We start from the raw sequence: 23,646 nt of genomic DNA, 5'->3' as shown, positions 1-23,646 counted from the left end.
ACATGGCCCGTTTTTTCATCGACAGGCCCATCTTTGCATGGGTCGTTGCCATTCTGATTATGGGCTTGGGGGCGCTGTCGATCATGCGCCTGCCGATCTCGCAATATCCGTCCATCGCCGGGCCGCAGATCATCATCAGCGCGGTGTATCCGGGTGCTTCGGCGGAAACCGTCGCCGATACGGTGGTGCAGATCATCGAAAAAGAGATGACCGGCCTTGACGGGCTGCGCAATATCTCGTCGAACACCACCTCGACCGGCTCGGCGCAGATCACGATCTCCTTTACCATCGGCACCGATCCCGACATCGCGCAGGTTCAGGTGCAGAACAAGCTGGCGCAAGCGCAGGCTAGCCTGCCCGAAGCCGTTACCCGTCAGGGCGTCACGGTGGAAAAATCCGCCACCGGCTTTCTGATGGTGGTGGCGCTGGTGTCCGAAGACGGGGCGCGCAGCAATATCGACCTTGCCGACTATATGAACTCTTACATGGTCGAGCCGCTGGCCCGTCTGCAAGGCGTCGGCAGCGTGCAGGTGTTCGGCAGCGAATACGCGATGCGCATCTGGCTGGACCCGCAAAAGCTGGAATCCTATGACCTGTCGCCCGCTTCGGTGACGGCGGCTATTGCGGCGCAAAACGCGCAGATCTCGGCCGGCAGCTTTGGCGCCATGCCTGCGCCTCCGGGTCAGTTGCTGAACGCCACCATCACCGCGCAATCGCTGCTGCGCACGCCCGAGGATTTTGAACGTATCGTCCTGCGCGCCGATACCGATGGCGGGCTGGTGCTGCTGCGCGACGTGGCGCGGGCCGAACTGGGCACCGAAAGCTATGAAATCAGCAGCTTTATCAACGGCCAGCCCGCCGCCGGTCTGGCGATTCAGCTGGCATCCGGCGCGAACGCACTGGAAACCGGCAATCTGGTCAAGGCACAGGTCGAGGAACTGTCCCGCAACCTGCCTGCCGGGGTCAACTATCTGATCCCTTATGACACCACGCCCTTTGTTCTGCTGTCGATCGAAGCCGTCGTGCATACTCTGGTCGAGGCCATGGGCCTTGTGTTCCTGGTGATCCTGCTGTTCCTGCACAAGCTCCGCGCGACGCTGATCCCGGTGCTGGCGGTTCCGGTGGTTCTGCTTGGCACCTTTGGCGTCATGGCGGCGCTTGGGTTCACCATCAACACGCTGACCATGCTGGCCATGGTGCTGGCCATCGGTCTGCTGGTCGATGACGCCATCGTCGTTGTCGAAAACGTCGAACGCATCATGCAGGAAGAGGGGCTTGACCCGGTCGAGGCCACGCGCAAGTCGATGGATGAGATCACCGGCGCTCTGGTCGGGATCGGTGTGGTGATTTCCGCCGTGTTCGTGCCCATGGCCTTCTTTGGCGGCTCGACCGGGGAAATGTATAAGCAGTTCTCGGTGACAATCGTGTCGGCCATGGCCCTTTCGGTCATCGTCGCCATCGTCTTTACCCCGGCGCTGTGCGCCACGCTGCTGAAACCCCATTCGCATGAAAAGCGCACCGGGTTCTTTGCCCGCATCGGCGGCGGCTTTGTCGATTGGTTTGAACGCAACTTTACCGGCCTGACCAATCTGTATTCGCGCGGCGTCGCCATCGCGACCGCCGGGCCGCTGAAAATGCTGATCGTCTTTGCCCTGATCGTGGCGGGGATGATGGCGCTGTTCCAACGCACCCCGACCTCGTTCCTGCCGGACGAAGATCAGGGGATGCTGATGACCATCGTTCAGCTGCCTTCGGGCGCGACGGCGGAACAGACCGAAGCAGTGCTGTCCAAGGTTGAACAATATTATCTTGGTCAGGAAGCCGAAAACGTCGAGATGGTCTTTGCCGTCCGCGGTTTCTCGTTCGCCGGTCAAGGGCAGAACATGGGGATGATGTTCATCAAGCTGAAGGACTGGCACGACCGCCCCCTGCCCGACCAGTCGGCACAGGCCATCGCAGGCCGCGCCTTTGGCCCACTGTTCGGCGGCATCCGCGAGGCGATGGTGATCCCCATCGTGCCGCCTGCGATGCTGGAACTGGGCAATGCCTCGGGCTTCTCGGCCTATCTGCAAGCCTCGGGCGGGCAGACGCATGAACAGTTGCTGAATGCCCGCAACCAGCTGCTTGGGCTGGCATCGGCTGACAGCCGCCTGACCGGCGTGCGCCCCAGCGGGGTCGAGGATGCGACGCAATTCCGTCTGAACATCGACTGGGCCAAGGCTGGCGCGGTTGGCGTCACCGCGGCCGAGGTCGGCACCTTCCTGAACACCGTCTGGTCGGGGGCCTATGTCAACGACTTCCTGTATGAAGGCCGGGTCAAGCGGGTCTATGTGCAGGGCGAGCCTTCGGCCCGGACCCGCCCCGAGGATATGAACCTGTGGCGCGTCCCCAATGCCAACGGCGATTTCGTCGATTTCAACACCTTCTCGACGCAGGAATGGGTTTACGGCCCGCAGCAGGTGACGCGCTATAACGCGCTGCCCGCCATGGCGATCGAAGGCGCCGCCGCCGACGGCTTTACCTCGGGTCAGGCGATGAACATCATGGAAGAGCTGGCCACGCAACTGCCGCCCGGTTTCACCCTGCGTTGGACCGGCCTCTCGCTTGAGGAAAAAGAGGCAGGCGCGGGCGCGATGGCGCTGTATGCGCTGGCGCTGGCGACGATGTTCCTGTGTCTTGCCGCGCTGTATGAAAGCTGGTCGGTGCCTATCGCGGTGCTGCTGGCGATGCCGGTCGGTGTGCTTGGCGCGCTGATCGGGGCGTGGATCGGCGGGCAGTCGAATGACGTTTACTTCCAGGTCGGCCTGCTGACCGTGGTTGGCCTGACCGGCAAAAACGGCATTCTGATCGTCGAGTTTGCCCGCGACCGGATGCTGCATATGGGTGAATCCGCATTGGAGGCCGCGCGCCACGCCGCCCGCCTGCGCTTCCGCCCGATCCTGATGACCTCGATGGCCTTCGGGCTTGGGGTGGTGCCGCTGGTGATCTCGTCCGGCGCAGGTGCCGGTGCGCGTCACGCCATCGGCTATGCGACCCTGTTCGGGACAATCGCAGGAACGGCGCTGGCGATCTTCTTCGTGCCGGTGTTCTTCGTGCTGATAAGCCGCATCTTTGCGGGCCGGTCACGCAGCACGGCCCAGCCGCAAACCACCTGAACGGGCATGATCCCGTCTGACAGACAAACCCCCGGTGCCACGCGCCGGGGGTTTTTCGTTGTCAACCGCAGGTCGAGACGGCAACCACCGGAAACAGCGTAAAAGCGGTCGCGACCAACCCGGTCCAGACCCCGGCGGTAACAATCACACGCGCCCGCCCCGGCGCGGACGGAATCAGCCGAAAGCTGAGCAGATGCAGCACCAGCCCCACCGCCCAGACCGCCCACATGGCAAAATGGTGCAGATCGCCCACCGGCGCGGGCCGGGCGGTCCAGCCCAGATTGCAGCCTGCGCCATGCAGCGCATAGACGGCGGCAAACAACACCGCCCACAGCGTCGGTCCGGCCAGGGCGCGGGCCAGCCAGCCCATCACAGCACCTCTTGCGCGGCGATGACAGCGGCCAGGATCACGCTGGTCGCCAGCCAGAAATCCTGAAACAGCCGCCAGATCGGGATTGCCCCGCGCCGATGCGCGCCCAGCCTGCCCTGCCGCGCATCGGCAAGGCTGCGCAGCGCAAGCATCGCGGCGATCACCCCATGCGCCACCACATAACCCAGCGCAGCCCCGCGCAGGGCATCGCGGGCATGGCGGCGCGGATCATCCAGACCAAAACCCAGACCCGCCAGCAGCGCCAGCGCCCCAATCGCCGCCATCAGCCCGGCCCCGGCCCACAAACCGCCCGCCGCAACCCGGCGCGCCTCGGCCAGCCGCGCCGCTATGGACCCGAACGCCATCAGCACCAGCGCCGCCCCCGCCATGACGGCCATGCCGCCCGTGTCGATCCCGCTGGCGGGTGCGGGCCAGCCCGGCGCGACAACGGTCAGAAACCCGACGCCAAACAGCAGGCTGGCAAACAGCGTGCCGTCCGCCACCAGCAGCGCGACCGAGCCGCTGTAACCCAGCGTATTGCGCACCTGCCAATGCACCGGCAGGACCAGCCCCGGCGCGACCTCTATCGGCGCTGTATCGCGCTCGGTCCCCATGATCGCGCCCCATCGCCACGCCGCCATCAGCGTTGCCGCAACGCCGACCAGCGCCGCCCAATACCAGCCCGCCAGCATCATCGCGAAAAAGCTGCCGACCGCCAGCGCGGTGATCAGCGGCAGCCATGTGTTCGTGGGCAGCACCGCCACATGCTGCGGACGGCCTGTTCCGGCGTCGGTCACGATCACTTCGCGCAGACCGCGGGGCGCACCGGGCAGCAGCCCCTCGCCTCGCGCCAAGGGCAGCAAGGCTTCGGCCCCTTCGCCCGGCCGTGGCAGCGAGGCAAAGTTATACGAGGGCGCGGGCAAGGGCATCGCCCAATCCAGCGTCGGTGCATCCCACGGGTTGCGCCAGCTGCGCCGCCCGAACAGCGCCTGCATCCCCAGATCAAACACCAACAGCGCAAAGCCCGCCGCCTGCACCATCCCGAAGATGGACGAGATCAGGTTCAGCCATTCCCATTCCGGGTTACCCGGATAAACGTCGATCCGGCGCGGCATCCCCAGCAACCCGGTCAGGTGCATCAGGAAAAACGTGCCGTGAAAGCCGATGAAGATCAGCCAGAACGCCGCCTCGCCCATGCCGCGCACGCGCCAGCGGCCGCAGATCAGCGGCATCCACCATGTGACGGCGGCCAGCATCGGAAACACGAATCCGCCGACCAGCACATAATGCAGATGCGCGGTGACAAAGGCGGTGTCATGGGCCTGCCAGTTGAACGGCACCATCGCCAGCATGACGCCCGTCAGCCCGCCCAGGACGAAGGTGGCGAAAAACCCCATGATATACAGCATCGGTAGGCGGAACTGCACCCGGCCTTCATACATCGTGCCGATCCAGGCGAAAATCTGCACCGCCGTCGGCACCGCCACCAGCGCCGAGGCGGCGCTGAAAAACGCCAGCGCCATATGCGGAATGCCGACCGTGAACATATGGTGGACCCAGAGGCCAAAGGACAGGAACACCAGCCCGATCACCGCCGCCACAATCGCGCCATAGCCAAGAATCGTTGTGCGCGACAGCACTGGAATGATGGTGGACAGCGCCCCTGCGGCGGGCAGAAAGATGATATAGACCTCGGGGTGGCCGAACAGCCAGAACAGGTGCTGCCACAGTAGGGGGTCTCCACCCCGCGCGACATCGAAGAAGGGCCAGTCAAAGGCGCGCTCGACCTCTAGCAGAATGGACCCGAGGATCAGCGGCGGAAAGCCGACCAGCATCATCACGCTGGTTCCCAGCAGATACCAGCCCATCAGCGGCATTTTCGTCAGCGCCATGCCCGGCGCGCGGCACCGCAGAATGGTGACGGTGATTTCCACCGCCGCCGCCACGGCGCTGATTTCGACAAAGGTCACGCCCAGCAGCCAGACATCAGCGTTGATCCCCGGCGTATAGGTGCGGCCCGACAGCGGCACATACATGAACCAGCCGCCATCGGGCGCAGCCCCGAACAGCAGCGACAGGACAATGACCGAGCCGCCAAACAGGTAACAGAAATACCCCAGTGTGGACAGGCGCGGAAAGGCCATGTCCCGCGTGCCAAGGATTTTCGGCAAAAGCCACAGCGCCAGCCCCTCTAGCATGGGGATGGCGAACAGAAACATCATGATGCTGCCGTGCATCGTGAAGATCTGGTTATACAGGTCCGTGTCCAGAAACGCGCCCTGCCGCGTGGCCAGCTGCGCCCGGATCAGCATGGCCAGCACGCCGCCGATGGCAAAGAACACAAAGGCGGTCATCATGAACCGCAGCCCGATGGTTGTGTGGTTCACCGAGGTAAAGAACCCGCGCCAGCCGGGCAAATCGCGCCAGACGCGATCCATTTCCCGGTGTAGGCGGATGGCGCGTTGGGCCGGGTTGGACGCGATGGCGGCGGTATCGGCCTGACCCTGGGGTGATTGAGGAGGGGCGGTCATGGCTGATCCTCGGGGGCTTGGGTCGTATCGAACGGCAGCGGCGGGTCGGCTTCGGGCGGCGCATCGGCGAAATCGGGCAGCGGCCCCGCCGGATCATAGGCGACCACGCTGAACCGCATCGCCGAATGGCCAAGGCCGCAGAATTCGGCGCACAACCCCTGATACGTGCCGGGGATGTCGGCGATCAGCCGGTGGCGGTTGGCGTGGCCGGGAATCGCGTCCATCTTGCCGCCCAGTTGCGGCACCCAAAAGCTGTGGATCACATCGGCGGCGGTCAGGGTCACGTCAAAGGGCAGCCCCGCGGGCACATACAGCACCCCCTGCGTTTCGACCGGCGCGCCGTCGGGTCCGGGCTGAGTAAAGGTCCAGCCCCATTGATAGGCATGGGCCGACACCTGCACCGCACCGTCATCGCGCGCCAGCATCCGTTCGCCGATCCACAGTGCAAAGCCCAGCACCAGCGCCAGCACCGTCAGGCTAAAGCCCAGACCCCAACCCATGATCCAGCGCCGTTCCGATTGCGGCGCGGGCGCGCGGCGCAGCGCCGACCAGACCAGCGCCAGCACCAGCGCCGTAATCGCCGCCGCCCCCGCCAGCATCGCCCACCACAGCAGCGCAATATCACGCGCGACCGGACCTGCCGGCGTCAACGTGCTGAGCGGGCCAGAGCAGCCCGCCAAGGGAACCAATAGCAGCGCCATGGCCTTTGTCTTGGAACCCGTCATCAGAAAGGATCGCCCATGCGTCCGAAACGCAGCCTCAGCCAGCGCCGCCGCCTGTCCGATCCGATCGAAGAGCGCACGTCCTTTGGCGATACCGAATCCAGGATCGCGGTCGCAGGCCATCCGATCCATGCGATGATGGTCGCCTTTCCGATTGCACTGTGCTTTTGCACGCTGGGGGCCGATGCGATGTATTGGCTGACCGGCGACAGTTTCTGGCCGCGCGTCGCCATCTGGGCCGCAGGCGTGGCCTTTGCCATCGGCGTGCTGGCCGGGATCGCGGGAACGGTTGAACTGCTGCTGGTGCCGGGCATCCGCATCCGCTCGGCCAGTTGGACGCATTTCATTCTGGCCGTGATGCTGCTGTCGGTTCTGGGGCTGAACTGGGGCTTCCGGCTGGATGACCCGGTGGGCGCGGTTTTGCCATGGGGCGCGCTCTTGTCGCTGCTGGCCGCCGGAATGACCGGCATCACCGGCTGGCATGGCGGCAAGCTGGTGTTCGATTACCAGATCGGCACGCATCAATCGGACTAGGCGGATCACAGCGCCCCCCTTGGTGACAGCATGAAGGCGGGCATCCATGCACTGACCCCCGACAGATCTGGTTTGGCCAGCACCAGCCACAGCACCCCCGCCATCAGCGGCAGGCCCAACGCCAGTGCGATCAGCGGATGCGGCAATCGCGCACGGCCCTGCTGTTCGCCGGAAATCAGGATCAGTTGACCGATCCACGCGTGCACCAGCGCCATGCCGGATACCAGCGCCAGCTTGGCCGCGAACCACAGGTCAAACACCCCCGCCGCAAAGATCAGCGCTGTGCCCGCCGCGATGCTGATGATCGCCGCCGGGGTAGCAAAACCGATATAGCCGTAATGCGTTATCAGCCGGAATTCGGCATAGCGCGCCTGTGCCTGCCCTCCCGCGCGGTTGCGCCATGTATCGCCATACACCGCCAGCAAAACCGGCAATGCCACCAGCGCGGCACACCATGCCAGCATCGTGGCGATATGCAGAAACTTCAGTGCCGCGATCATGCGGCGAACCCCTGCCGCCAGACGCGCCGCAGCATCAGCGCCGTCAGGATGGCAACCGGCACAAAGCCCGGCACCCACATGACCAGCCCGGCCAGTTGCTGATCGCTCAGCGGCGACACGCCCCACAGCGCAGCGCCCTCGATATGCTGAAAGAACAGCGGCTGCGGGGCAAAGGTCAGCACCGCACCGATCAGCCCCATGATCCCGGCCAGCCCGCCGGTCAGCAAGGCGCGGCGCATCATATCCTCGGCCGGGCCATTGGGGGCCAGCACTGCCGACCAGAACACCCATGCAGGCAACAGCATGGCGGCCTGCATTCCCCAGTAAACCACATCCGAAATCCAGACCGCATCGTAAACACGCGGCAGGTTCCACGCCACCATCGCCGCCGACAGCACGGCCAGCGACAGCGCCGCAGGCATCTGCCGCATCAAAGGCCAGGCCAAAGCCAGCGCAGGCGCGGCGACCGTCACCAACAGCAGATGATGCGCCGCCCGCGCCGAAAACAGCGCGACCGTCAGCGCACATAGCGGTGAGACAAAGGCCACCACCAGCGCCCCCCAGCCAACCGCCGCCGCCACACGACTTTGCGCCCCCCATGCCAACAACACCCCAAAGACCGCCAGCGCGATCAGCAGGGTCGGATCGAAATTCCACGATTGCCACAACTCGCCCGGCAGGGGCGCAGGACCACAATAGGGCGTCGGCTGAACTCTCATCGGCATGTCTTGTCCCCGCTGACGGTTCCACACGATCCGGTGCCCCTGATGACGACCGGCGCTGTAACCTAACCACCCGGCCCGACATCGGTTCCCCGAACAACCGCCGCACCCGGCCAAAACCTTGCGGGGTCTTTACCTAGAGACCCGGCGGTCGTGCCCGGAACGTTGTTTACTGGTGTAAATGCCCAAATTACACCGGCCCCACGAACACGACGCCCAAGACAGGGGCACCCTGTCGGAACCCCGACCGTTTGGGCGACGTTGGTCCGACATGGCCCACAGAACAGCCCAGCCAAGCGCAAATCCCAAGGCGCATATCCGCGCCACCGATCGGCCTTGGGCGGTCTGGGCCTGGGCGGCGTTCTGGCTGTTGCTGGCGGCGCTTACGCTTGCCCTGCCGTTTATCGTCATCCTGTCAGGCGATCCCCGGCCCGCCATAGGGTTTTCGCGCGATTTTGCGTTGGGGCTGGGGTTTTCGGCACTTGCGCTGGCGGGGTTACAATTCGCGCTGACCGGGCGGTTAAAGCCCTTGCTGCATCCGTTCGGTGCCGATGTGGTGTTTTTGTTCCACCGCTTTGTCAGTTGGGGGGCGGTCGCGCTGATGCTGGGGCATTTCGGCATCCTGTATCTGTGGCATCACGATGATCTGGGGGCGCTGAACCCGTTGGTCGCACCGCCACATATGACCGCCGGGCGGGTTGCCTTGCTGTGTTTTGTCGCGCTGATCCTCAGCTCAGAACTGCGTCAGCGGATCGGGCTGGGGTATCTGAATTGGCGACGGCTGCATGTGGCACTGGCGCTGACCGGGTTCGGCTGTGCCATCTGGCATGTGCTGGGGGCGGGGCATTTCACCGGGGCGGATGGCACCCGCGCGCTGTGGCTGGCGGTGACGCTGATCTGGCTGGGGCTGATCGCCTATACCCGGCTGCTGCGCCCGTGGCGGCAATGGCGCAATCCGTGGCGCGTTATCGACAATCGCGACGAGGGTGACGGTATCCGAACCCTGACCCTGCGACCCCAAGGGCAGCCGCTGTCGGGCTGGCGACCGGGGCAGTTCGCGTGGCTGACAGTCGGCACCTCGCCCTTCAGCCTGCGCGAACACCCGTTCACGATTTCCACCGCGCCGGAAAAGGGACCAGAAGTTTCCTTTTCGATCAAGCCGCTTGGCGATGACAGCGCCCGCCTGTCGCAGACCGAACCCGGCACGATCGCCTATATCGACGGACCATATGGTCAGTTTTCGATCGACCGCGAGGCCGGGTCCGATGGCTTTGTCATGATCGCGGGTGGCGTGGGCATCACACCGATCATCGCCAATCTTCACGCGATGCAGGAACGCCGCGATCCCCGGTCGGTTTTCGTGCTTTATGCCAACGAAAGCTGGGATGACGTGGCCTTTCGCGACGAACTGACCCAGATGGCGGAACAGATCCGCCTGACCGTGATCCATGTCATCCAGGACCCGCCCGACGACGACTGGCCGCCCGAGGGCTTTATCGTGGAAACCGGGCGGATTGACGGCGACATGCTGTCACGCCTTTTACCGCAAACCTCGCGCGACTGGCCGCATATGTTGTGCGGGCCGCCGCCGATGCTGAAGGCGCTAAAGGCCGATCTGCAAAAGCTGGGCGTTCCCGTCGCGCGGATCGACAGCGAAATATTCGAGATGGTGTGACCATGCGCCCCTTGCTTGCCCGATGTCTGGCTGCCGCGCTGATCCTGCTGGCAATTGGCTATGCCGTGGGCTTTGCCTTGCTGCTGGGCTGAGCGTTGTCCGAAATCAGCCGTGCCGCATCGGCCAGCGCGATCAGCGGCGGCAGGGCACCGGGGGCGGCCAGATAATGCGGGCGCCAGTCGGGGGCGAATTTTTCCTTGAATGCCCGCAGCCCGGCGAAATTGTAAAAGCTGCCGCCGTGACGATAGATGACCGCGCCGAACCTGTCCCACAGCCGCCCCGTCCGTTCCGGCATCAAGCCCGACAGCGGCGCCATCCCCAGCGAAAATTCGGCATAACCCTGATCGCGCAGGCGCAACATCAGGGCCGTGAACAGAAATTCCATCGTGTCGGGCGGGGCGCTGGCAGAGTGGCGCATCAGGTCGATCCCCGCCGCCTTGCCACCGCTGGTCAGGATATTGGCAAAGGCGACGATCCGCCCCTGATGCCGCACGACCGCCAGAGGCCAGCGGTTCAGCCAGCCAGCATCGAACCGCCCGACCGAAAAGCCCTTTTCCCGTGCCCGCCGCGTCGCCAGCCAGTCATCCGACACCGCGCGCAGGTCCGCGATCAGCGCCGGGTCATGCGGCGGCGGCATCAGGTCCAGCACCATCCCCTCGCGCCCGGCCCGCGCATAAGCCGCACGCAATCTTTTGCGCGCCGCCCCGTCGAGCGAGAATTCGGGCAGGCTGACCACGGCTTCCTCGCCCATCTTGTGCAGGGTCATCCCCAGTTCCAGCATCTGCGGCACCGCCTGTGGGCCGATCTCATAGAACACGGGCGAGGCTCCGGCCCGACGCGCCGCATCGGCAAAGCTGAAGGCGACCTCCTCGGCCGCGTCATGCGGGCCGACGGGACCGCCATAGGACAGCCACGAACGGCCCGCGGCCGCAAACATCACAAATGCCCGGCGGTCATCGGAAAACATCAGCGATTTATCCCCGGTCAACGCCAGCGACGTTTCCGGGCTGCCCCAATCCGCGATGATCGCGGCGGCGGCATCCAGATCCTGCGGCGCGGGCGGTTCGGGGCGGATACGCGGCGCGCGCAGCAGCATCACCAGACCGGCGACGCCCAGCATCAGGCTGGCCAGCAGACCGGCCCGCAGCGCGCGCGGCGCACGTTCATCGACGGCGAATTGCCACCATAGTTCGTTGGCATAGACCGTGCCCTTATGCGCAAAGAACAGCGCAAAGCCGAACCCCGCCCCCGCCGCCAACAGCATCGCCACCCAGCCCGGCGTCAGCGCGGCATGGGTCAGGATGGCGCGGCGGCGAAACGCCCGGCGGAAGGGCAGCAGGATCACGATGCCCAGCACCAACGCCATCATCTGCTGCCGGTCGGCGTGTATCAGCGCCACCACAGCCCCCGCCGCCATCGCCGCCACCGCCAGCCAGAACGCCCCCAGCGAGCGGCGCACCACCGCCAGCGACAGCACAATCAGCGCCGCCCCCAGCGCACTGGACAACAGCGCCGACCCTTCGACAAAGGCCAGCGGGAACAGGGTTTCGGCGGCCTCGGCGGCCTCGGTCATGGGGGGCAGGACGGCGGCGATGCTCATCCACAGGCCCGAGCCAAAGATCATCGCCCCCAGCACCAGCGGGGCCAAGGGGGCCACCGCGCGCAGCGCCGGTTCCATCGCGGACAGCAGCCGGCCCAGACGGCTGTCGGGCGCGCCCCGGCCCAAGGCCCGCCATGCCTCGTATCCCGACAGCAGGATCAGGGCCAGCGCGAAGGGCACCAGATAGTAAACCAGCCGATACAACAGCAGCGCCGCCGCCACCGGGCCAACGGGCGTGCCTGCGGGCATGGCGGCGATGATGATCGTTTCAAAGACGCCGATGCCGCCGGGCACATGGCTGATGATCCCCGCCATGGTGGCGGCGGCGAAAACCGCCAGAAAGGTGAAAAAACCGTAATCCGTCACCGGCAGAAACAGATACAGCGTCAGCGCCGAAAAGCACATGTCACCGATGCTGATCGCCACCTGCCCGCCCAGAATCGGCAACGAGGGTGCACGCAGTTCCAGCCGCCGGATGCGCAACGCCCGCCCTGTGGCCGAGGCCCAGATCAGCGGCAGCACCATGGCCGCGATCACCGCCAGCGCCAGCAGACGGATCGACGCAGGCGGCAGGGGCAGCAGCATCGCCAGCGCCGTCGGATACAGCGCCAGCGCCGCCAGCCCGACCAGCGTGGCCGCCACGCCATAGGACACCGCCGCAAAGGTGGAAATCGCGGCGATGTCATAACCGCCCAGGCCCAAGCCCGCATACACCCGCCAGCGCACCGCTCCGCCCGAAATCGCCGTCAGTCCGATGGTATTGCCGAACGCATAGGCCATCAGCCCGCCCGTCATCACCACCGGCAGCGGCAGCGGCTTGCCGATATAGCGCAGCGCCGACCAGTCATATCCGGCAAGGCACAGATAGCCCGCCAGCGTGGTCAGCAACGCCAGCCCGGTGATATGCAACGGCGTTGCCGCAATCTGCGCGGTGATCTGATCCAGATCGACCGGCGCCAGCAGCCGTTGCAGCGCGAACAGGCCCAGCAGAAACAGCACCCCCGCCACCACCCAGGGCGCGGCATAGCGCAAGCGCGCCATCCAACCCGTCACGGGCGGGTGTTCATCGGCTGGTTCGGGCATCCTCGCCTCCCTCTGGCCCGCCAGTCATAGCGCACCGGGCCGGATCGGCAAGGCGCGGGCCTTAATCGCGCATCCGCCCGATCAGGCGCAAATTCTCATGCCATGTGCAGGCTTGGTCCAGCAAATGCGGGGTATGGCCGCCACGGGCATTGGCGCGCTGCACATAATCGTTCAGATCGTCGCGCCAGTCGGGGTGGGCGCAGTTGTCGATCACCAGCCGCGCCCGTTCGCGCGGGGCCAGTCCGCGCAGATCGGCCAGCCCCTGTTCCGTCACCAGAATATCCACGTCATGTTCGGTATGATCGACATGCGACACCATCGGCACGACCGATGAAATCGCCCCGCCCTTGGCGATGGATTTGGTCACGAACACCGACAAATAGGCATTGCGCGCGAAATCGCCCGATCCGCCGATGCCGTTCATCATCTGACTGCCACGCACATGGGTAGAGTTCACGTTGCCGTAAATATCGAACTCCAGCGCCGTGTTGATGGCGATCAAGCCCAGACGGCGCACGACCTCGGGGTGGTTGGAAATTTCCTGCGGGCGCAGGATCAGCCGGGATTTATATTCCGGCAGACGCGCCAGAAAATCGTGATAGCGCCCCGCCGATAATGTGATCGACGACCCGGATGCGAAATCCAGCTTGCCCGCGTCGAACAGATCGAAGGTCGAATCCTGCAAAACCTCGGAATACAGCTTCAGATCGTGGAAGGGCGTGTCGATAAAGCCGTGCAGCACTGCATTGGCGATGGTCCCGATCCCGGCCTGAAGCGGTTGCAGCCGGTTCGTCATCCGCCCCTGCGCCACCTCGTTCAGCAGAAAATCCGACAGATGCCGGGCGATGGCGCGGGTCTCATCATCGGGGTCCAGAATGGTCGCGGAACTGTCCTGCTTTTGCGTCAGAACGATACCGGCGATCCTTTCGGGCGGCACGGGGATGAACGGCAGGCCGATCCGGCTTTCGGGGGCGACCACCGGAATCGGCATCCGGTTCGGGCGCCAGGTGGGGATATAGATGTCGTGCAGCCCCTCCAGCGCCTCGGGCTGGCTGAGGTTGATTTCCACGATCACCTTATCCGCCAGAATCGCAAAGCTGGCCGAATTGCCAACCGATGTAGTGGGCACGATGCCACCGCCTTCGGTGATCGCCACCGCCTCGATCACGGCAATATCCACCGGCGGCAATTGCCGCGTGCGCAGCATTTCGACGGTTTCCGACAAGTGCTGGTCGATGAACATCACCTCGCCCGCGTTGATCGCCCGACGCAGTGCCGGGTCGGACTGAAACGGGATGCGGCGCGCGGTGACATGAGCTTCGGTCAGCGTCTTGTCCAGATCATTGCCAAGACTGGCCCCGGTCATCAGCGTGATCTGCAACGGATGCTGCCGTGCCCGTTCGGCCAGTGCCATCGGCACCGCCTTGGCCTCGCCCGCGCGGGTAAAGCCGGAATCGCCGCCGTCTCATCTGCGGTCATGATCCGGTCGCGCAGGGCGGCATTGCGGATACGGGACAGGTCGGGCGTGGTCATGGCGATCTCCTGATGCCGGGCGGGCGGGGCCAGAATGGCCGCGCCGCCGCTGCCGGATGCAGGCGATTCTGCCGTTGCCGCCAACAAGCCATGACCTGCCCGGACGGGTAATGGCGATCAGCTATGCCCCGTGCTCATGGCTTGGCGGTTGCTCGGCGTCGCGGATGGCACCGGGGGCGTTCACCTCGACCGTGGCATGTGCTACGCCGTGGCGCTCGGCCAGCCATGCGGCAACGACGGGCGGCAGACTCAGCGGATCGGTGCCGGGTGCGGGGCTGACATGGACAGTGGCCACCGCGCGGCTGTCGGCCAGCGCCCATGCGTGAAAATGCCGCGCTTCGGCCACGCCGGGCAGGCCGACCAGATCGGCCAGCACCGCATCCGGGTCGATATGCGTGGGCGTGCCCTGAATCAGCGTGAAGACCGAAGCGCGCACCAACCCCCATGCCGAGCGCACCACCAGCAGCGCCACCAGCACCGACAGGATCGGGTCCAGCACCGTCCAGCCGGTCAGCATGATACCAATGGCTGCGGCGATGGCCCCCACCGACCCCAGCAGATCGCCCAGCACATGCAGCATGGCACCGCGCAGATTGCCGTCGCCGCTGTCGCCCGCGCGCAGGATCGCAAACCCGGCGATGTTCACCGCCAGCCCGATGGCGGCGACGATCAGCATCGGCCCGGCCAGAACCTCGATGGGCTGGCGGAACCGGGCCACCGCCTCCCACGCGATCCACGCCACCAGCAGCAACAGCGTGGCGCCATTGGCCAACGCCGCCAGCACCCGCACCCGGTGAAAGCCATAGCTGACCCGAGGCGTCGCCGCCCGCCGTGCCACGCGATAGGCAATCAGCGCCAGCAACAGCGCCGCCGCATCCGACACCATATGCCCGGAATCGGCAATCAGCGCCAAAGACCCCGACAGCCAACCGCCAACGGCCTGCACCAGCGCATATCCGGCAGTCATCGCAAACACGATCGCAATGCGCCGTTCATTCGCCCCTGTCACCTGCGGCGCGTGGCTGTGCCCGGCGTGGTGATGATCGTGATCGTGATCGTGGCTGGTCGTCTGGTTCATCTTGTCACCTGTCTGCAAGGGATGCGCGCGGGCTTGATCGCTGGCAAGGGCGTATATCGTTGTTCGGGTCTCGAACGATTAACTGTCATCAGTTTTTCCCCGAGTCGGGGTTAGGCTGCAATTGCCAAACTTCAGCCGAGAACTTTATCGGATGAACAAGCCACACCAAAGGGCACACCTTCCGCTTTACAGTCGAGAGCAGACCATCGCGTGCATCGTTGCCGGACAGAGGACGGTCACATTCGGCGTCTCGCCGCAGACCGTGCACAAGTGGCGTGTACGGCTCCGCCCGGACGGAGGCCCGGCACTCGCCAATCGCGCAAACGCACCCATCCGCGTATCGGGACGTCTGCCGGATCGCCTGGTTGCGCAAGTCCTGCGCCTGACCGGAACGGAGATCGCGCACGAATCCGTCGTCGGTATCCTGCGCGAAGCCCATGGGCAGGTGGAACGTTAAATGGTCCAGTCCAGCATCTGACGGGCGATGGCAGCGAGGTTCCTTGATTTTGGGCCGGCGGCGTCTTACGTTTATATTATCGAACGAAAAAGGGTAGGATCATGCCGCAGACCGCGACACTGTCCTCGAAGTTCCAGATCTCGATCCCCAAGGCGATCCGCACGGCCCAACATTGGGAGGCCGGGCTGACCTTTGCCTTCATCCCGAAGGGAACCGGGGTGCTGCTTGTCCCCGTCCCCAAACGCGAGACGCTGGCCGGGATCGCCAAGGGTGCGTCCGCGCAGAATTATCGCGACCGCGCGAATCGCGCCTGATGCGGTTGGTCGATACCTCGGCCTGGATCGAATGGCTGATTGATTCCCCGACCGGGCAGGCGGTCGCCCCGCATCTGCCCGAACAGGACGAATGGCTGGTGCCGACCATGGTGCAGCTGGAGCTGGCGAAATGGCTGACCCGCGAGGTGGGTGAGGACAAGGCCGATCAGGTGATCGCCTTCACCCAGCTTTGCGCCGTCGTGCCGCTGGATACCGAAACTGCGCTAGCCGCTGCCGAGGCGTGCCGAAGCCACAAGCTGGCAACGGCGAATGCCATCGTCTATGCAACGGCCCGCGCCCACGACGCCACGCTGATCACTTGCGATGCGCATTTTGACGGTCTGCCGGGCGTGAAGGTGATCGAGAAGATCAAGGTTTGAGGGTAAGGGATTGTTCTCACCATGATCTTTGTATGCGCTCAAATGTTGTTTTGTGCATTCTGTTGTGTTAGCCTGCGCCCATGCCCAGACTCTCGATCGACATCACCCAGGAAGACCACCAGCGCCTGAAGGCCCTCGCTGCCCTCAAGGGGCAAAGCATCAAGGACTATGTCCTGAACCGGACTTTGGGCGATGCACCCGCCGTGCATGGGATGAGCGACACGGACGCCGTGGCCGCGCTGTCGGATTTTCTTGCCCCTCGGATCGAACAGGCGCAGCGGGGCGAGCTGTCACAAAAGTCCTTCGCTGAAATCCGCCGCGAAGCTCGCGCGCAGGTCGGGCGCTGAGCCACCGATGCGGCGCTATGATCTGACGCTCGCCGCCGAGGCGGACCTGAAGGACATCTGGCGCTATACCTACGACAAATGGGGGGCTGATCAGGCCGAACGCTATCTCGACCAGATCGAGGCGGGATGTGAAGCAATTGCGCTGGGTAAAGCGCGTGCCAAACGCATAGACGGTCTGCCCGAGGCCGTATCGCTGCATCGCTGCGAACATCATTATGTTGTCTGGATGTCCGGTGATCGCCCGGTCATTATTGCCGTCCTGCATGAGCGGATGCACTTTTTTGCGCAGTTGCAGCGACGATTGGAGTAGGTCGCAGGGCTACGGCTGATCCTTCCCGATCTGTTCGTTCAGCTTCCGCACCATTCCCGCCTCAATCACCGGCAGTAATTGCGCGATAGCAATGGCAGGCACGTCCAGCGCCTGTCCGATGGCCAGCGCGACGCCAATATCCCAGCCAATGACCGCGCCGGGGATAGCGCGGATCTGCCCGGTCAACCGGCCGGCCAGATCCCAGACCTGCCAGCCCTCAAGGGTCAGGGGTTATTTCAGCCTCGCCGGGCGGGTTCGGCACAGGGCTGGCGCAGATTCACTGGCTGTTGCGTATGCTGCGCGGCGCGCCGGGCTGGGGCGGTTATTGCTGTCGCTCACGGGCGGGCCGTTCGAGGATGACGGCAATCTACCCCGCGACCAGCTTGCGCAGCGGGTCTTGCCGACAGCCTGCGCGAGATCAGCCGATCTTGCCGTCCCTCATCAGGCCAAAGCGGCGCGGGAAATACCATTGCAGGACCTCGCGGAACTTGCCCGAATCCGGTCGCGCCCAGTTGCGCATCAATTCCGAGCCGAACTGAATCGCAGTGATCGGCGTGGCGCCGGCCTGCCGCATCCGGTCCAGTGCGGCATCATGCGCGACCGGCGAGATGCCACCCACCGCATCGGCCACGGGGTAACAGTGCAGCCCCTCGGCCTGCATGTCGATGACCGGGAAGGTCAGGCAAACCTCGGTCCACAGGCCCGCGATGACGATATTCTTGCGCCCCGTTGCCAGAATGGCGGTGCGAAACTCCTCGTCCTCCCAGGAATTGACGCCGGTGCGGTCGATTTCCTTGACGCCGGGCAGTTCGGCCATGATTTCCTCGGCCGTGCCGGTGTTCACGCCCATATCAACGCCAACGGTCGAGACGATCACCGGCACATCATAGGCGCGCGCGAATTTACACAGTGCGATGACGTTCAGGTTGATCTCATCAGGCGTGGAAGATGTCACGGTGCGATATTGCTCGGGCTGATAGTCGATCAGCGCAATAGCGCAGTTTTCCGGCGTCAAAAGCCGATCGCTGACCGGATCACGGATCGGTTCGGGCTGGATCTTGGCCATGAAGTTCCCCTTCAGGGGTCTTCGCCGGGTTTGGTGGTGAACAGATCCGCCCATTCGGGGTGGTGGGCATATTGGCCGCGCACGAAGGGGCAAATGGGGATAATGCGGAACCCGGACGCCCGCGCATCCTCCAGCATAAAATTCAGCAGCGCCTTGGCCACGCCCTTGCCGTTCATCGCCTCGGGCACGCCGGTGTGATCGGCGCTGATGATGCCGGGGCCGCGATGGGTGAAGGTAATTTCGCCCTCGGCATCAATGCCGTCGATGCGGGCGACATAGCGACCATGGCGGGTGCCGTCTTCTTTGGTGATGGTGGTCATGTCAGAACTCCCATTGCAGATGCTGCGGTTAATCAAGAGCAGGCCGCGCCTCAGGCGGCAAGGGGCCGCACAGCCAGGGACCAGAGCGCCGACAACCCCTCAGCCCTGAGTTGCGCCATATACGGGAACATCGCGCCGCCATTTGCATCCAGATTACGTATATCGTCTGCGACAAACAATGCCGCATGATCCGTCAGCGCGGCCATGCGCGCAGGCGTCAGGATTACACTGCCTTAAGGGTGCGTGGCGTAGAGCCAACAGGTCACGGCCAGCATCACCCCGCTGGCCAAGGCGGCTGGCCGGATCAGAGCGCTCGCCAAGATCATCAGACGGCCCACGAATTATAGCACCGCCCGCCCTGCCGACCAGAAGCAACCACGACACATGCCGCTGCTTTCGGTAAAACCCGCCATCACAAAAAGTGCGACGATCCCGGCTCAGCTCTGGGTTGCCAGCATTCCGCAAGCCGCAGCCCCACATGGGCAAGCGGCTTTGCGATGTGGTCGCACCGGCCTCATGACAGGCAGGATCAGTTCTGTGTCAGGCACGCTCATCTGCGCCTCCCGTCGCAACATGGGCTGCCCTCTCGGATGTCATGTCTTACGCGTGGCTTTAGATGTTTTCGCCCAACAGGCCAGTTCGCCCAGTATCGCATTCAAGCCGGGTTTCAGCACGACGGCCACCCTGTCCATGCCAACGTTCTGGCCCAGAGGCGAGGCCTTGAAGAAAACGCACAGCACTCTGCACCGGCACCATCTGTAATTCGATGGTGATATACCGCGCAGATACTCGATGGCGCGCACCACGCCAACGCCACCATAACCAAAGGCGGCCATCGGATTGCTGTTCTTTTCCTTATACGCCTGATCCTGCCCTGCCACGCCACCAAGCGAAAATCGCTGGGGGGCCTCCGCAATCGAGATCAGCAGCGCCCAACGGCAGCAGGCCGAAATCGCGCAGATTGACCAATCTCGAACATCCTAGCGTCGCGCTTGGCCCCTTGTTCCAACAGCCAGGCACGGATTTGTCGGCGAAATGCGCCTTGCGGGTCGAGCCGATGCGAACAGAGATGTTCAGCTTGCTTATAACCATGCCCTTTCGGGCAGTTGGCCCCCTGTGCCGGTCTCAATGCGACGCAGCATTGTGTCCTGCCAGTCCCCTGACCGAAAATTCGGCGTTCGCTCAGAGCGAACAGCGCAGTCCTTGGCGCACACCACAACCGGCCCCATCTTTGCCTCAACCGGCGGAAATACCCGCCAGAACGGAGAACAAGATGCGCAAGATCATTGAAACCACCACCGCACCGCAAGGTCACTGGGTCGGCGACGGCTTTCCCGTCCGTTCGCTGTTCTCGCACATGTCGGGCCGGTCTGAGACGACGCCCTTCCTGATGCTGGATTACGGCGGGCCTTATGACTTTGAACCGGCCAGCCGCCCGCGCGGTGTGGACGTTCACCCGCATAAGGGCTTTGAAACCGTCACCATCGTCTATGAAGGCGAGGTCGAGCACGGCGACAGCACTGGGCGCGGCGGCGTCATCGGGCGCGGCGATGTGCAGTGGATGACAGCGGGCGAGGGCATTCTGCACAAGGAATTCCACAGCCACGACTTTACCGCCAAGGGCGGCGCGTTCGAGATGGTGCAGCTTTGGGTGAACCTGCCTGCGCGGGACAAATCCGCCACGCCGGGTTACCAGGGCATCACCGACGCCGATATTCCGGTGGTCGATCTGCCGGACGGCGCGGGCCGGGTGCGGGTGATCGCGGGCAGCTATGGCGATGCGACAGGCCCGGCGCGGACCTTTACCCCGATGGATGTGCTGGATCTGCGGCTGAACGCCGGGGCCACCACCAGGCTGACCCCGCCCGAAGGGTATAACGTCATCGTCGTGGCGTTGTCCGGCAATGTGACCGTGAATGCCGAGGCAAAGCTGACCGGCCCCGCATCTGCCCGGCTGTCGCGCGAAGGCGGCAATGTGGTGATCGAGGCCACAACCGATGCCAAGCTGCTGATCCTTGCGGGTGAGCCGATCGACGAACCGATCGTGGCCTATGGTCCCTTCGTGATGAACACCGAGGCCGAGATCCGGCAGGCGATCACTGACTTCAACTCTGGCAAATTCGGTCGGCTGTAAACGACACGGGCGGCGGGCACCACCGCCGCCCCTTTTCCGGAAGGGTAAATCATGGACGATTCGCTCAAGCTTGGCGCCCGCACGGGGCTGCCCTCTGAATGGCTGTTTCTGGCCGAAAAACACCCACGCGGGACGTGGCGCGGACAATCCGCCTTGGCCGGGACCGGGGAAATCTGGCTGGCCAATCACGATTATTTCCGCGCCATCACGGCAAAAATCGCCGAACAACTGACCCGCCTGCGCGAAGAGGCCACGACCAGTTACGACAGCGCCCCCGGCCTGCGCCGCCATATCGGCAGTCTGCTGGGCAGTCTGGACGGCCATCACCGGATCGAGGATAACCACTATTTCCCGATGTTCAGCCGCGCCGAGCCACGCCTGCTCCGGGGGTTCGAACTGCTGGATGCGGATCACGACATGATCCACGACGCCATCGACGAATTGACGGCGGTGACGCAAGGCAGCCTACGCCGCCTTGGCACGGCTGAAGGCGTGATGACCAGCGACCAGCGGTTCGCGGTCGATGAACTGGCCAGGGTGGTGAACCGCATCGCGCCGCTGCTGCGTCAGCATCTGGCGGATGAGGAGGATATCGTCATCCCGCTGCTACTGGAACGCGCACGGGTTGATCCGGAACTTGGATAACCCTGCGCGGGCGGGGCCTTGCTTGGCCCGCCCGCGCCGACCTTAAATGGACAAACCATGCAACAGACAATCGAACGCCCTTTGGCGGGCGCCCCGAGGGCATGGGTGCTGATCCTTGCCCCCATGCTGACGGCCCTGTCAAACGCCACCATCAGCCCGGCGCTTCCGGGGTTAGAGGCAGCTTTTCAGTGACGACGGGACCGAGGCGTTGGTGTGGCTATTGGTGACAGCGCCCGTGCTGATGGTGGCTACTATCCTATCCTTAGGGATGCAGGCGACGTAATGGATACTGAGCCGCATCGCACCGCAGTGAAACTGTCGCTATTAACGATCATGATGATAAGCGTTGCGGCCAATGCAGAGTCTATGGGCCGATACTGCTGGCATTCATCAATCCGGCGGCCATGCCAAGGCTGTGGCCGAACTTGCACGGTTCGCCGGTAATGACGGCAACGGTGCGGTAAGAGACGCCCAGGACGATGGCACGGGTCAGGGATCATTATGGAGGAGACGCGGGATACGCCCGAGAAGCCGACCAGCAGTTCCTTGGCCACCGCCATATCGCTGCCCTACGGTCCTGCGCCACGGTGACCAAGCGCGATTATATGACAAACACCATGGCTTCGACCATCGCACCCATACGGCACCTTGCCAGCCCAGCAACTCCGCTTCATCTGCCGCCAAGGCGAGCCAGCGGGGGGATCAACCCCATCCATGCCCCGTCACACAATAAGCAATTCTGCCCATCCAACCCGTTTAAGCGGCGATCGCGCCAACAGCGAGGAATATAGCGGGGGCTGGCGGGCGGATCAGCAAGAATCCGGCTTTTGATCGAAAGTTGCACGATACGGTCGAGCATCCGCAAGCCCTCATTTCCGCAGCATACTTTTGGGTCTGCACTGACCTGCCACCGGATTTTCCTTCATCTGTGACTAGCGTCAGGATGAGCGAAGGTATGCCAATGCCAAGCCAGGAAAATCAGGAATTTCGCCGACATGAACCGCCCGATACCCAGGCAATCCTGTCGAATTGGCACGACCATCCTTATTGCGTTACAGCGTTATCGGCAAAGGACTGCTGGCAAGCGGTGGGAAATATCGCAGTTATCACACCCGATACACTTGCTTCATCGGGCAGTCTTGAGCGGATTTAACTCTGAAAAGTCCGGGTCACATGTTGCGCCAGCACTGACGGAACGTTCAGGGCCGATGGTGTCCAGTCTGACCCAACCGGGGGCGGCGCCAAAGGAAAAGGCCCGCGCCTGGCGGGCCTTTTCGTGTCGGCGCTTGGGTCAGCCGAAAAACTGGCCGCCGTTGGCCGAGATGGTCGATCCGGTTATGAAACCAGCCTCATCCGAAGCAAGGAAGACCACAGCGCGGGCGATTTCTTCGGGTTCACCCAGACGCCCCACCGGGATCTGCGGGATGATCCGTTCGTTCAGCACCTTTTCATCAATCGCACGCACCATTTCCGTGCCGATATAGCCAGGTGCCACGGCGTTTACCGTGATACCCGCACGCGCCCCTTCCTGCGCCAGCGCGCGGGTAAAGCCGATGTCACCGGCCTTGGCGGCGGAATAGTTGGCCTGCCCGGCCTGCCCCTTTTGGCCATTGACCGAGGAAATGTTGATGATGCGGCCAAACTTGCGATCACGCATCCCCCCCCAGACCGGATGGGTCATGTTGAACAGGCCGGTCAGGTTGGTGTCGATCACCTCTTTCCACTGCTGGGCAGTCATCTTGTGGAACATGGAATCACGGGTGATCCCAGCGTTGTTAACCAGCACGGCAACAGGACCGAGTTCGTCCTCGACCTTCTTGATGCCTTCGACGCAGGCATCGTAATCGGCGACCGACCATTTATAGGTCTGAATGCCGGTTTCCTCGGTGAAGGCCTTGGCGGCATCGTCGTTGCCAGCGTAGTTTGCGGCAACGGTATAGCCCGCATCAAGCAACGCCTTGGAAATGGCAGCACCGATCCCGCGCGAACCACCGGTAACGAGAGCAACTTTCGACATGGTATCCCCCCTTTAGGTCATAGTCTTGAAATCTTGCTACCCAAACGGCCCTCGCCACGCAATATGGTTTCGCGCAACATGGACCGACCGGGCCAGAACATCCCCATTGTTACCTCCGCCCTGCCTGCAATCAGCAATGCCAAAGGAACACTC

The 23,646-nt window shown here is 63.9% G+C and carries 24 protein-coding genes and 1 pseudogene; 11 read left to right on the top strand and 14 right to left on the bottom strand.

Going from position 1 to position 23,646, the window contains the following annotated elements:
- Window positions 1-2: 2 nt before the first annotated feature.
- A complete protein-coding gene (locus tag Q4G22_RS02195) occupies window positions 3-3,155 on the top strand; it encodes an efflux RND transporter permease subunit (RefSeq protein ID WP_303384256.1) in 3,153 nt (1,050 codons plus the stop codon).
- 61 nt (window positions 3,156-3,216) lie between these two features.
- On the opposite strand, the gene Q4G22_RS02190 is transcribed toward Q4G22_RS02195, so the two are convergent.
- The 3 genes from Q4G22_RS02190 to Q4G22_RS02180 form a co-directional block, all read right to left on the bottom strand.
- Window positions 3,217-3,525, bottom strand: coding sequence for a hypothetical protein (locus Q4G22_RS02190; RefSeq protein ID WP_303384255.1), 309 nt, complete (start codon window positions 3,523-3,525; stop codon window positions 3,217-3,219).
- Entirely contained in the window at window positions 3,525-5,963 is a 2,439-nt protein-coding gene (gene ctaD, locus Q4G22_RS02185; RefSeq protein ID WP_303384395.1) for a cytochrome c oxidase subunit I, read from the bottom strand. Before ctaD ends, Q4G22_RS02190 begins: the two co-directional genes overlap by 1 nt.
- 89 nt (window positions 5,964-6,052) lie before the next feature.
- Complete coding sequence (locus tag Q4G22_RS02180) at window positions 6,053-6,781, bottom strand: cytochrome c oxidase subunit II (RefSeq protein ID WP_303384254.1); 729 nt, start codon at window positions 6,779-6,781, stop codon at window positions 6,053-6,055.
- A 15-nt stretch (window positions 6,782-6,796) separates the two neighbouring features.
- Between Q4G22_RS02180 and Q4G22_RS02175 the strand changes: the two genes are divergently transcribed.
- Window positions 6,797-7,312, top strand: coding sequence for a DUF2231 domain-containing protein (locus Q4G22_RS02175; RefSeq protein WP_303384253.1), 516 nt, complete (start codon window positions 6,797-6,799; stop codon window positions 7,310-7,312).
- 5 nt (window positions 7,313-7,317) lie between these two features.
- Here Q4G22_RS02175 and Q4G22_RS02170 read toward each other — a convergent pair whose 3' ends face one another.
- Window positions 7,318-7,812, bottom strand: coding sequence for a CopD family protein (locus Q4G22_RS02170; protein WP_303384252.1), 495 nt, complete (start codon window positions 7,810-7,812; stop codon window positions 7,318-7,320).
- Complete coding sequence (locus tag Q4G22_RS02165) at window positions 7,809-8,537, bottom strand: cytochrome c oxidase assembly protein (protein WP_303384251.1); 729 nt, start codon at window positions 8,535-8,537, stop codon at window positions 7,809-7,811. The genes Q4G22_RS02170 and Q4G22_RS02165 overlap by 4 nt, the downstream gene beginning before the upstream one ends.
- 268 nt (window positions 8,538-8,805) lie before the next feature.
- On the opposite strand from Q4G22_RS02165, the gene Q4G22_RS02160 reads away from it, so the two are divergent.
- Window positions 8,806-10,209: a ferric reductase-like transmembrane domain-containing protein gene (locus tag Q4G22_RS02160; protein WP_303384250.1), complete on the top strand. Its 1,404-nt coding sequence runs from the start codon at window positions 8,806-8,808 to the stop codon at window positions 10,207-10,209.
- Window positions 10,210-10,267: 58 nt separating this feature from the next.
- Here the strand turns inward: Q4G22_RS02160 and mprF are convergent, their stop codons facing one another.
- The 3 genes and pseudogenes from mprF to Q4G22_RS02145 all read right to left on the bottom strand — a co-directional run bounded on the left by mprF (window position 10,268) and on the right by Q4G22_RS02145 (window position 15,503).
- Window positions 10,268-12,892 carry a bifunctional lysylphosphatidylglycerol flippase/synthetase MprF gene (mprF, locus tag Q4G22_RS02155; protein ID WP_303384249.1) on the bottom strand — a complete coding sequence of 875 codons (2,625 nt, stop codon included), beginning with the start codon at window positions 12,890-12,892 and terminating at the stop codon, window positions 10,268-10,270.
- Between the two features lie 61 nt (window positions 12,893-12,953).
- Window positions 12,954-14,425 (bottom strand): annotated as a pseudogene (locus tag Q4G22_RS02150) (acetyl-CoA hydrolase/transferase family protein).
- A gap of 121 nt (window positions 14,426-14,546) precedes the next feature.
- Window positions 14,547-15,503, bottom strand: coding sequence for a cation diffusion facilitator family transporter (locus Q4G22_RS02145; RefSeq protein ID WP_303384248.1), 957 nt, complete (start codon window positions 15,501-15,503; stop codon window positions 14,547-14,549).
- Between the two features lie 151 nt (window positions 15,504-15,654).
- Here Q4G22_RS02145 and Q4G22_RS02140 point away from each other — a divergent pair, with 151 nt between their 5' ends.
- From Q4G22_RS02140 to Q4G22_RS02120, 5 genes are all read left to right on the top strand, one after another.
- Window positions 15,655-15,960 carry a hypothetical protein gene (locus Q4G22_RS02140; protein WP_303384247.1) on the top strand — a complete coding sequence of 102 codons (306 nt, stop codon included), beginning with the start codon at window positions 15,655-15,657 and terminating at the stop codon, window positions 15,958-15,960.
- Between the two features lie 101 nt (window positions 15,961-16,061).
- On the top strand, window positions 16,062-16,274 hold the full coding sequence (locus Q4G22_RS02135; RefSeq protein WP_303384246.1) for an AbrB/MazE/SpoVT family DNA-binding domain-containing protein: 213 nt from the start codon (window positions 16,062-16,064) through the stop codon (window positions 16,272-16,274).
- On the top strand, window positions 16,274-16,654 hold the full coding sequence (locus Q4G22_RS02130; RefSeq protein WP_303384245.1) for a type II toxin-antitoxin system VapC family toxin: 381 nt from the start codon (window positions 16,274-16,276) through the stop codon (window positions 16,652-16,654). Before Q4G22_RS02135 ends, Q4G22_RS02130 begins: the two co-directional genes overlap by 1 nt.
- A gap of 80 nt (window positions 16,655-16,734) precedes the next feature.
- Window positions 16,735-17,001 carry an antitoxin gene (locus Q4G22_RS02125; protein ID WP_303384244.1) on the top strand — a complete coding sequence of 89 codons (267 nt, stop codon included), beginning with the start codon at window positions 16,735-16,737 and terminating at the stop codon, window positions 16,999-17,001.
- A 7-nt stretch (window positions 17,002-17,008) separates the two neighbouring features.
- Window positions 17,009-17,311, top strand: coding sequence for a type II toxin-antitoxin system RelE/ParE family toxin (locus Q4G22_RS02120; protein ID WP_303384243.1), 303 nt, complete (start codon window positions 17,009-17,011; stop codon window positions 17,309-17,311).
- Window positions 17,312-17,320: 9 nt separating this feature from the next.
- On the opposite strand, the gene Q4G22_RS02115 is transcribed toward Q4G22_RS02120, so the two are convergent.
- The 5 genes from Q4G22_RS02115 to Q4G22_RS02095 form a co-directional block, all read right to left on the bottom strand.
- Window positions 17,321-17,497 (bottom strand): hypothetical protein, encoded by a 177-nt coding sequence (locus tag Q4G22_RS02115; protein WP_303384242.1) that lies wholly within the window; start codon window positions 17,495-17,497, stop codon window positions 17,321-17,323.
- Window positions 17,498-17,729: 232 nt separating this feature from the next.
- Complete coding sequence (locus Q4G22_RS02110) at window positions 17,730-18,377, bottom strand: isochorismatase family protein (protein WP_303384241.1); 648 nt, start codon at window positions 18,375-18,377, stop codon at window positions 17,730-17,732.
- Window positions 18,378-18,388: 11 nt separating this feature from the next.
- A complete protein-coding gene (locus tag Q4G22_RS02105) occupies window positions 18,389-18,697 on the bottom strand; it encodes a GNAT family N-acetyltransferase (protein WP_303384240.1) in 309 nt (102 codons plus the stop codon).
- Window positions 18,698-18,747: 50 nt separating this feature from the next.
- Window positions 18,748-18,903, bottom strand: coding sequence for a hypothetical protein (locus Q4G22_RS02100; RefSeq protein ID WP_303384239.1), 156 nt, complete (start codon window positions 18,901-18,903; stop codon window positions 18,748-18,750).
- Between the two features lie 387 nt (window positions 18,904-19,290).
- On the bottom strand, window positions 19,291-19,578 hold the full coding sequence (locus tag Q4G22_RS02095) for a hypothetical protein (RefSeq protein WP_303384238.1): 288 nt from the start codon (window positions 19,576-19,578) through the stop codon (window positions 19,291-19,293).
- A 392-nt stretch (window positions 19,579-19,970) separates the two neighbouring features.
- On the opposite strand from Q4G22_RS02095, the gene Q4G22_RS02090 reads away from it, so the two are divergent.
- The 3 genes from Q4G22_RS02090 to Q4G22_RS02080 are packed head-to-tail and all read left to right on the top strand — an operon-like array spanning window position 19,971 to window position 21,668.
- On the top strand, window positions 19,971-20,831 hold the full coding sequence (locus Q4G22_RS02090) for a pirin family protein (RefSeq protein ID WP_303384237.1): 861 nt from the start codon (window positions 19,971-19,973) through the stop codon (window positions 20,829-20,831).
- A 51-nt stretch (window positions 20,832-20,882) separates the two neighbouring features.
- Window positions 20,883-21,476 (top strand): hemerythrin domain-containing protein, encoded by a 594-nt coding sequence (locus Q4G22_RS02085; RefSeq protein ID WP_303384236.1) that lies wholly within the window; start codon window positions 20,883-20,885, stop codon window positions 21,474-21,476.
- A gap of 57 nt (window positions 21,477-21,533) precedes the next feature.
- Complete coding sequence (locus Q4G22_RS02080; RefSeq protein WP_303384235.1) at window positions 21,534-21,668, top strand: hypothetical protein; 135 nt, start codon at window positions 21,534-21,536, stop codon at window positions 21,666-21,668.
- Between the two features lie 1,099 nt (window positions 21,669-22,767).
- Here the strand turns inward: Q4G22_RS02080 and phbB are convergent.
- Window positions 22,768-23,493, bottom strand: coding sequence for an acetoacetyl-CoA reductase (gene phbB / locus Q4G22_RS02075; RefSeq protein WP_303384234.1), 726 nt, complete (start codon window positions 23,491-23,493; stop codon window positions 22,768-22,770).
- Between the last annotated feature and the right edge of the window lie 153 nt (window positions 23,494-23,646).

Origin of the sequence: Paracoccus sp. (in: a-proteobacteria) (assembly GCF_030538655.1) — a bacterium.
Classification (GTDB): domain Bacteria; phylum Pseudomonadota; class Alphaproteobacteria; order Rhodobacterales; family Rhodobacteraceae; genus Paracoccus.
The sequence above is the reverse complement of the archived record's forward strand: the minus strand, read 5'-3'. Positions and strand labels throughout refer to the sequence as shown.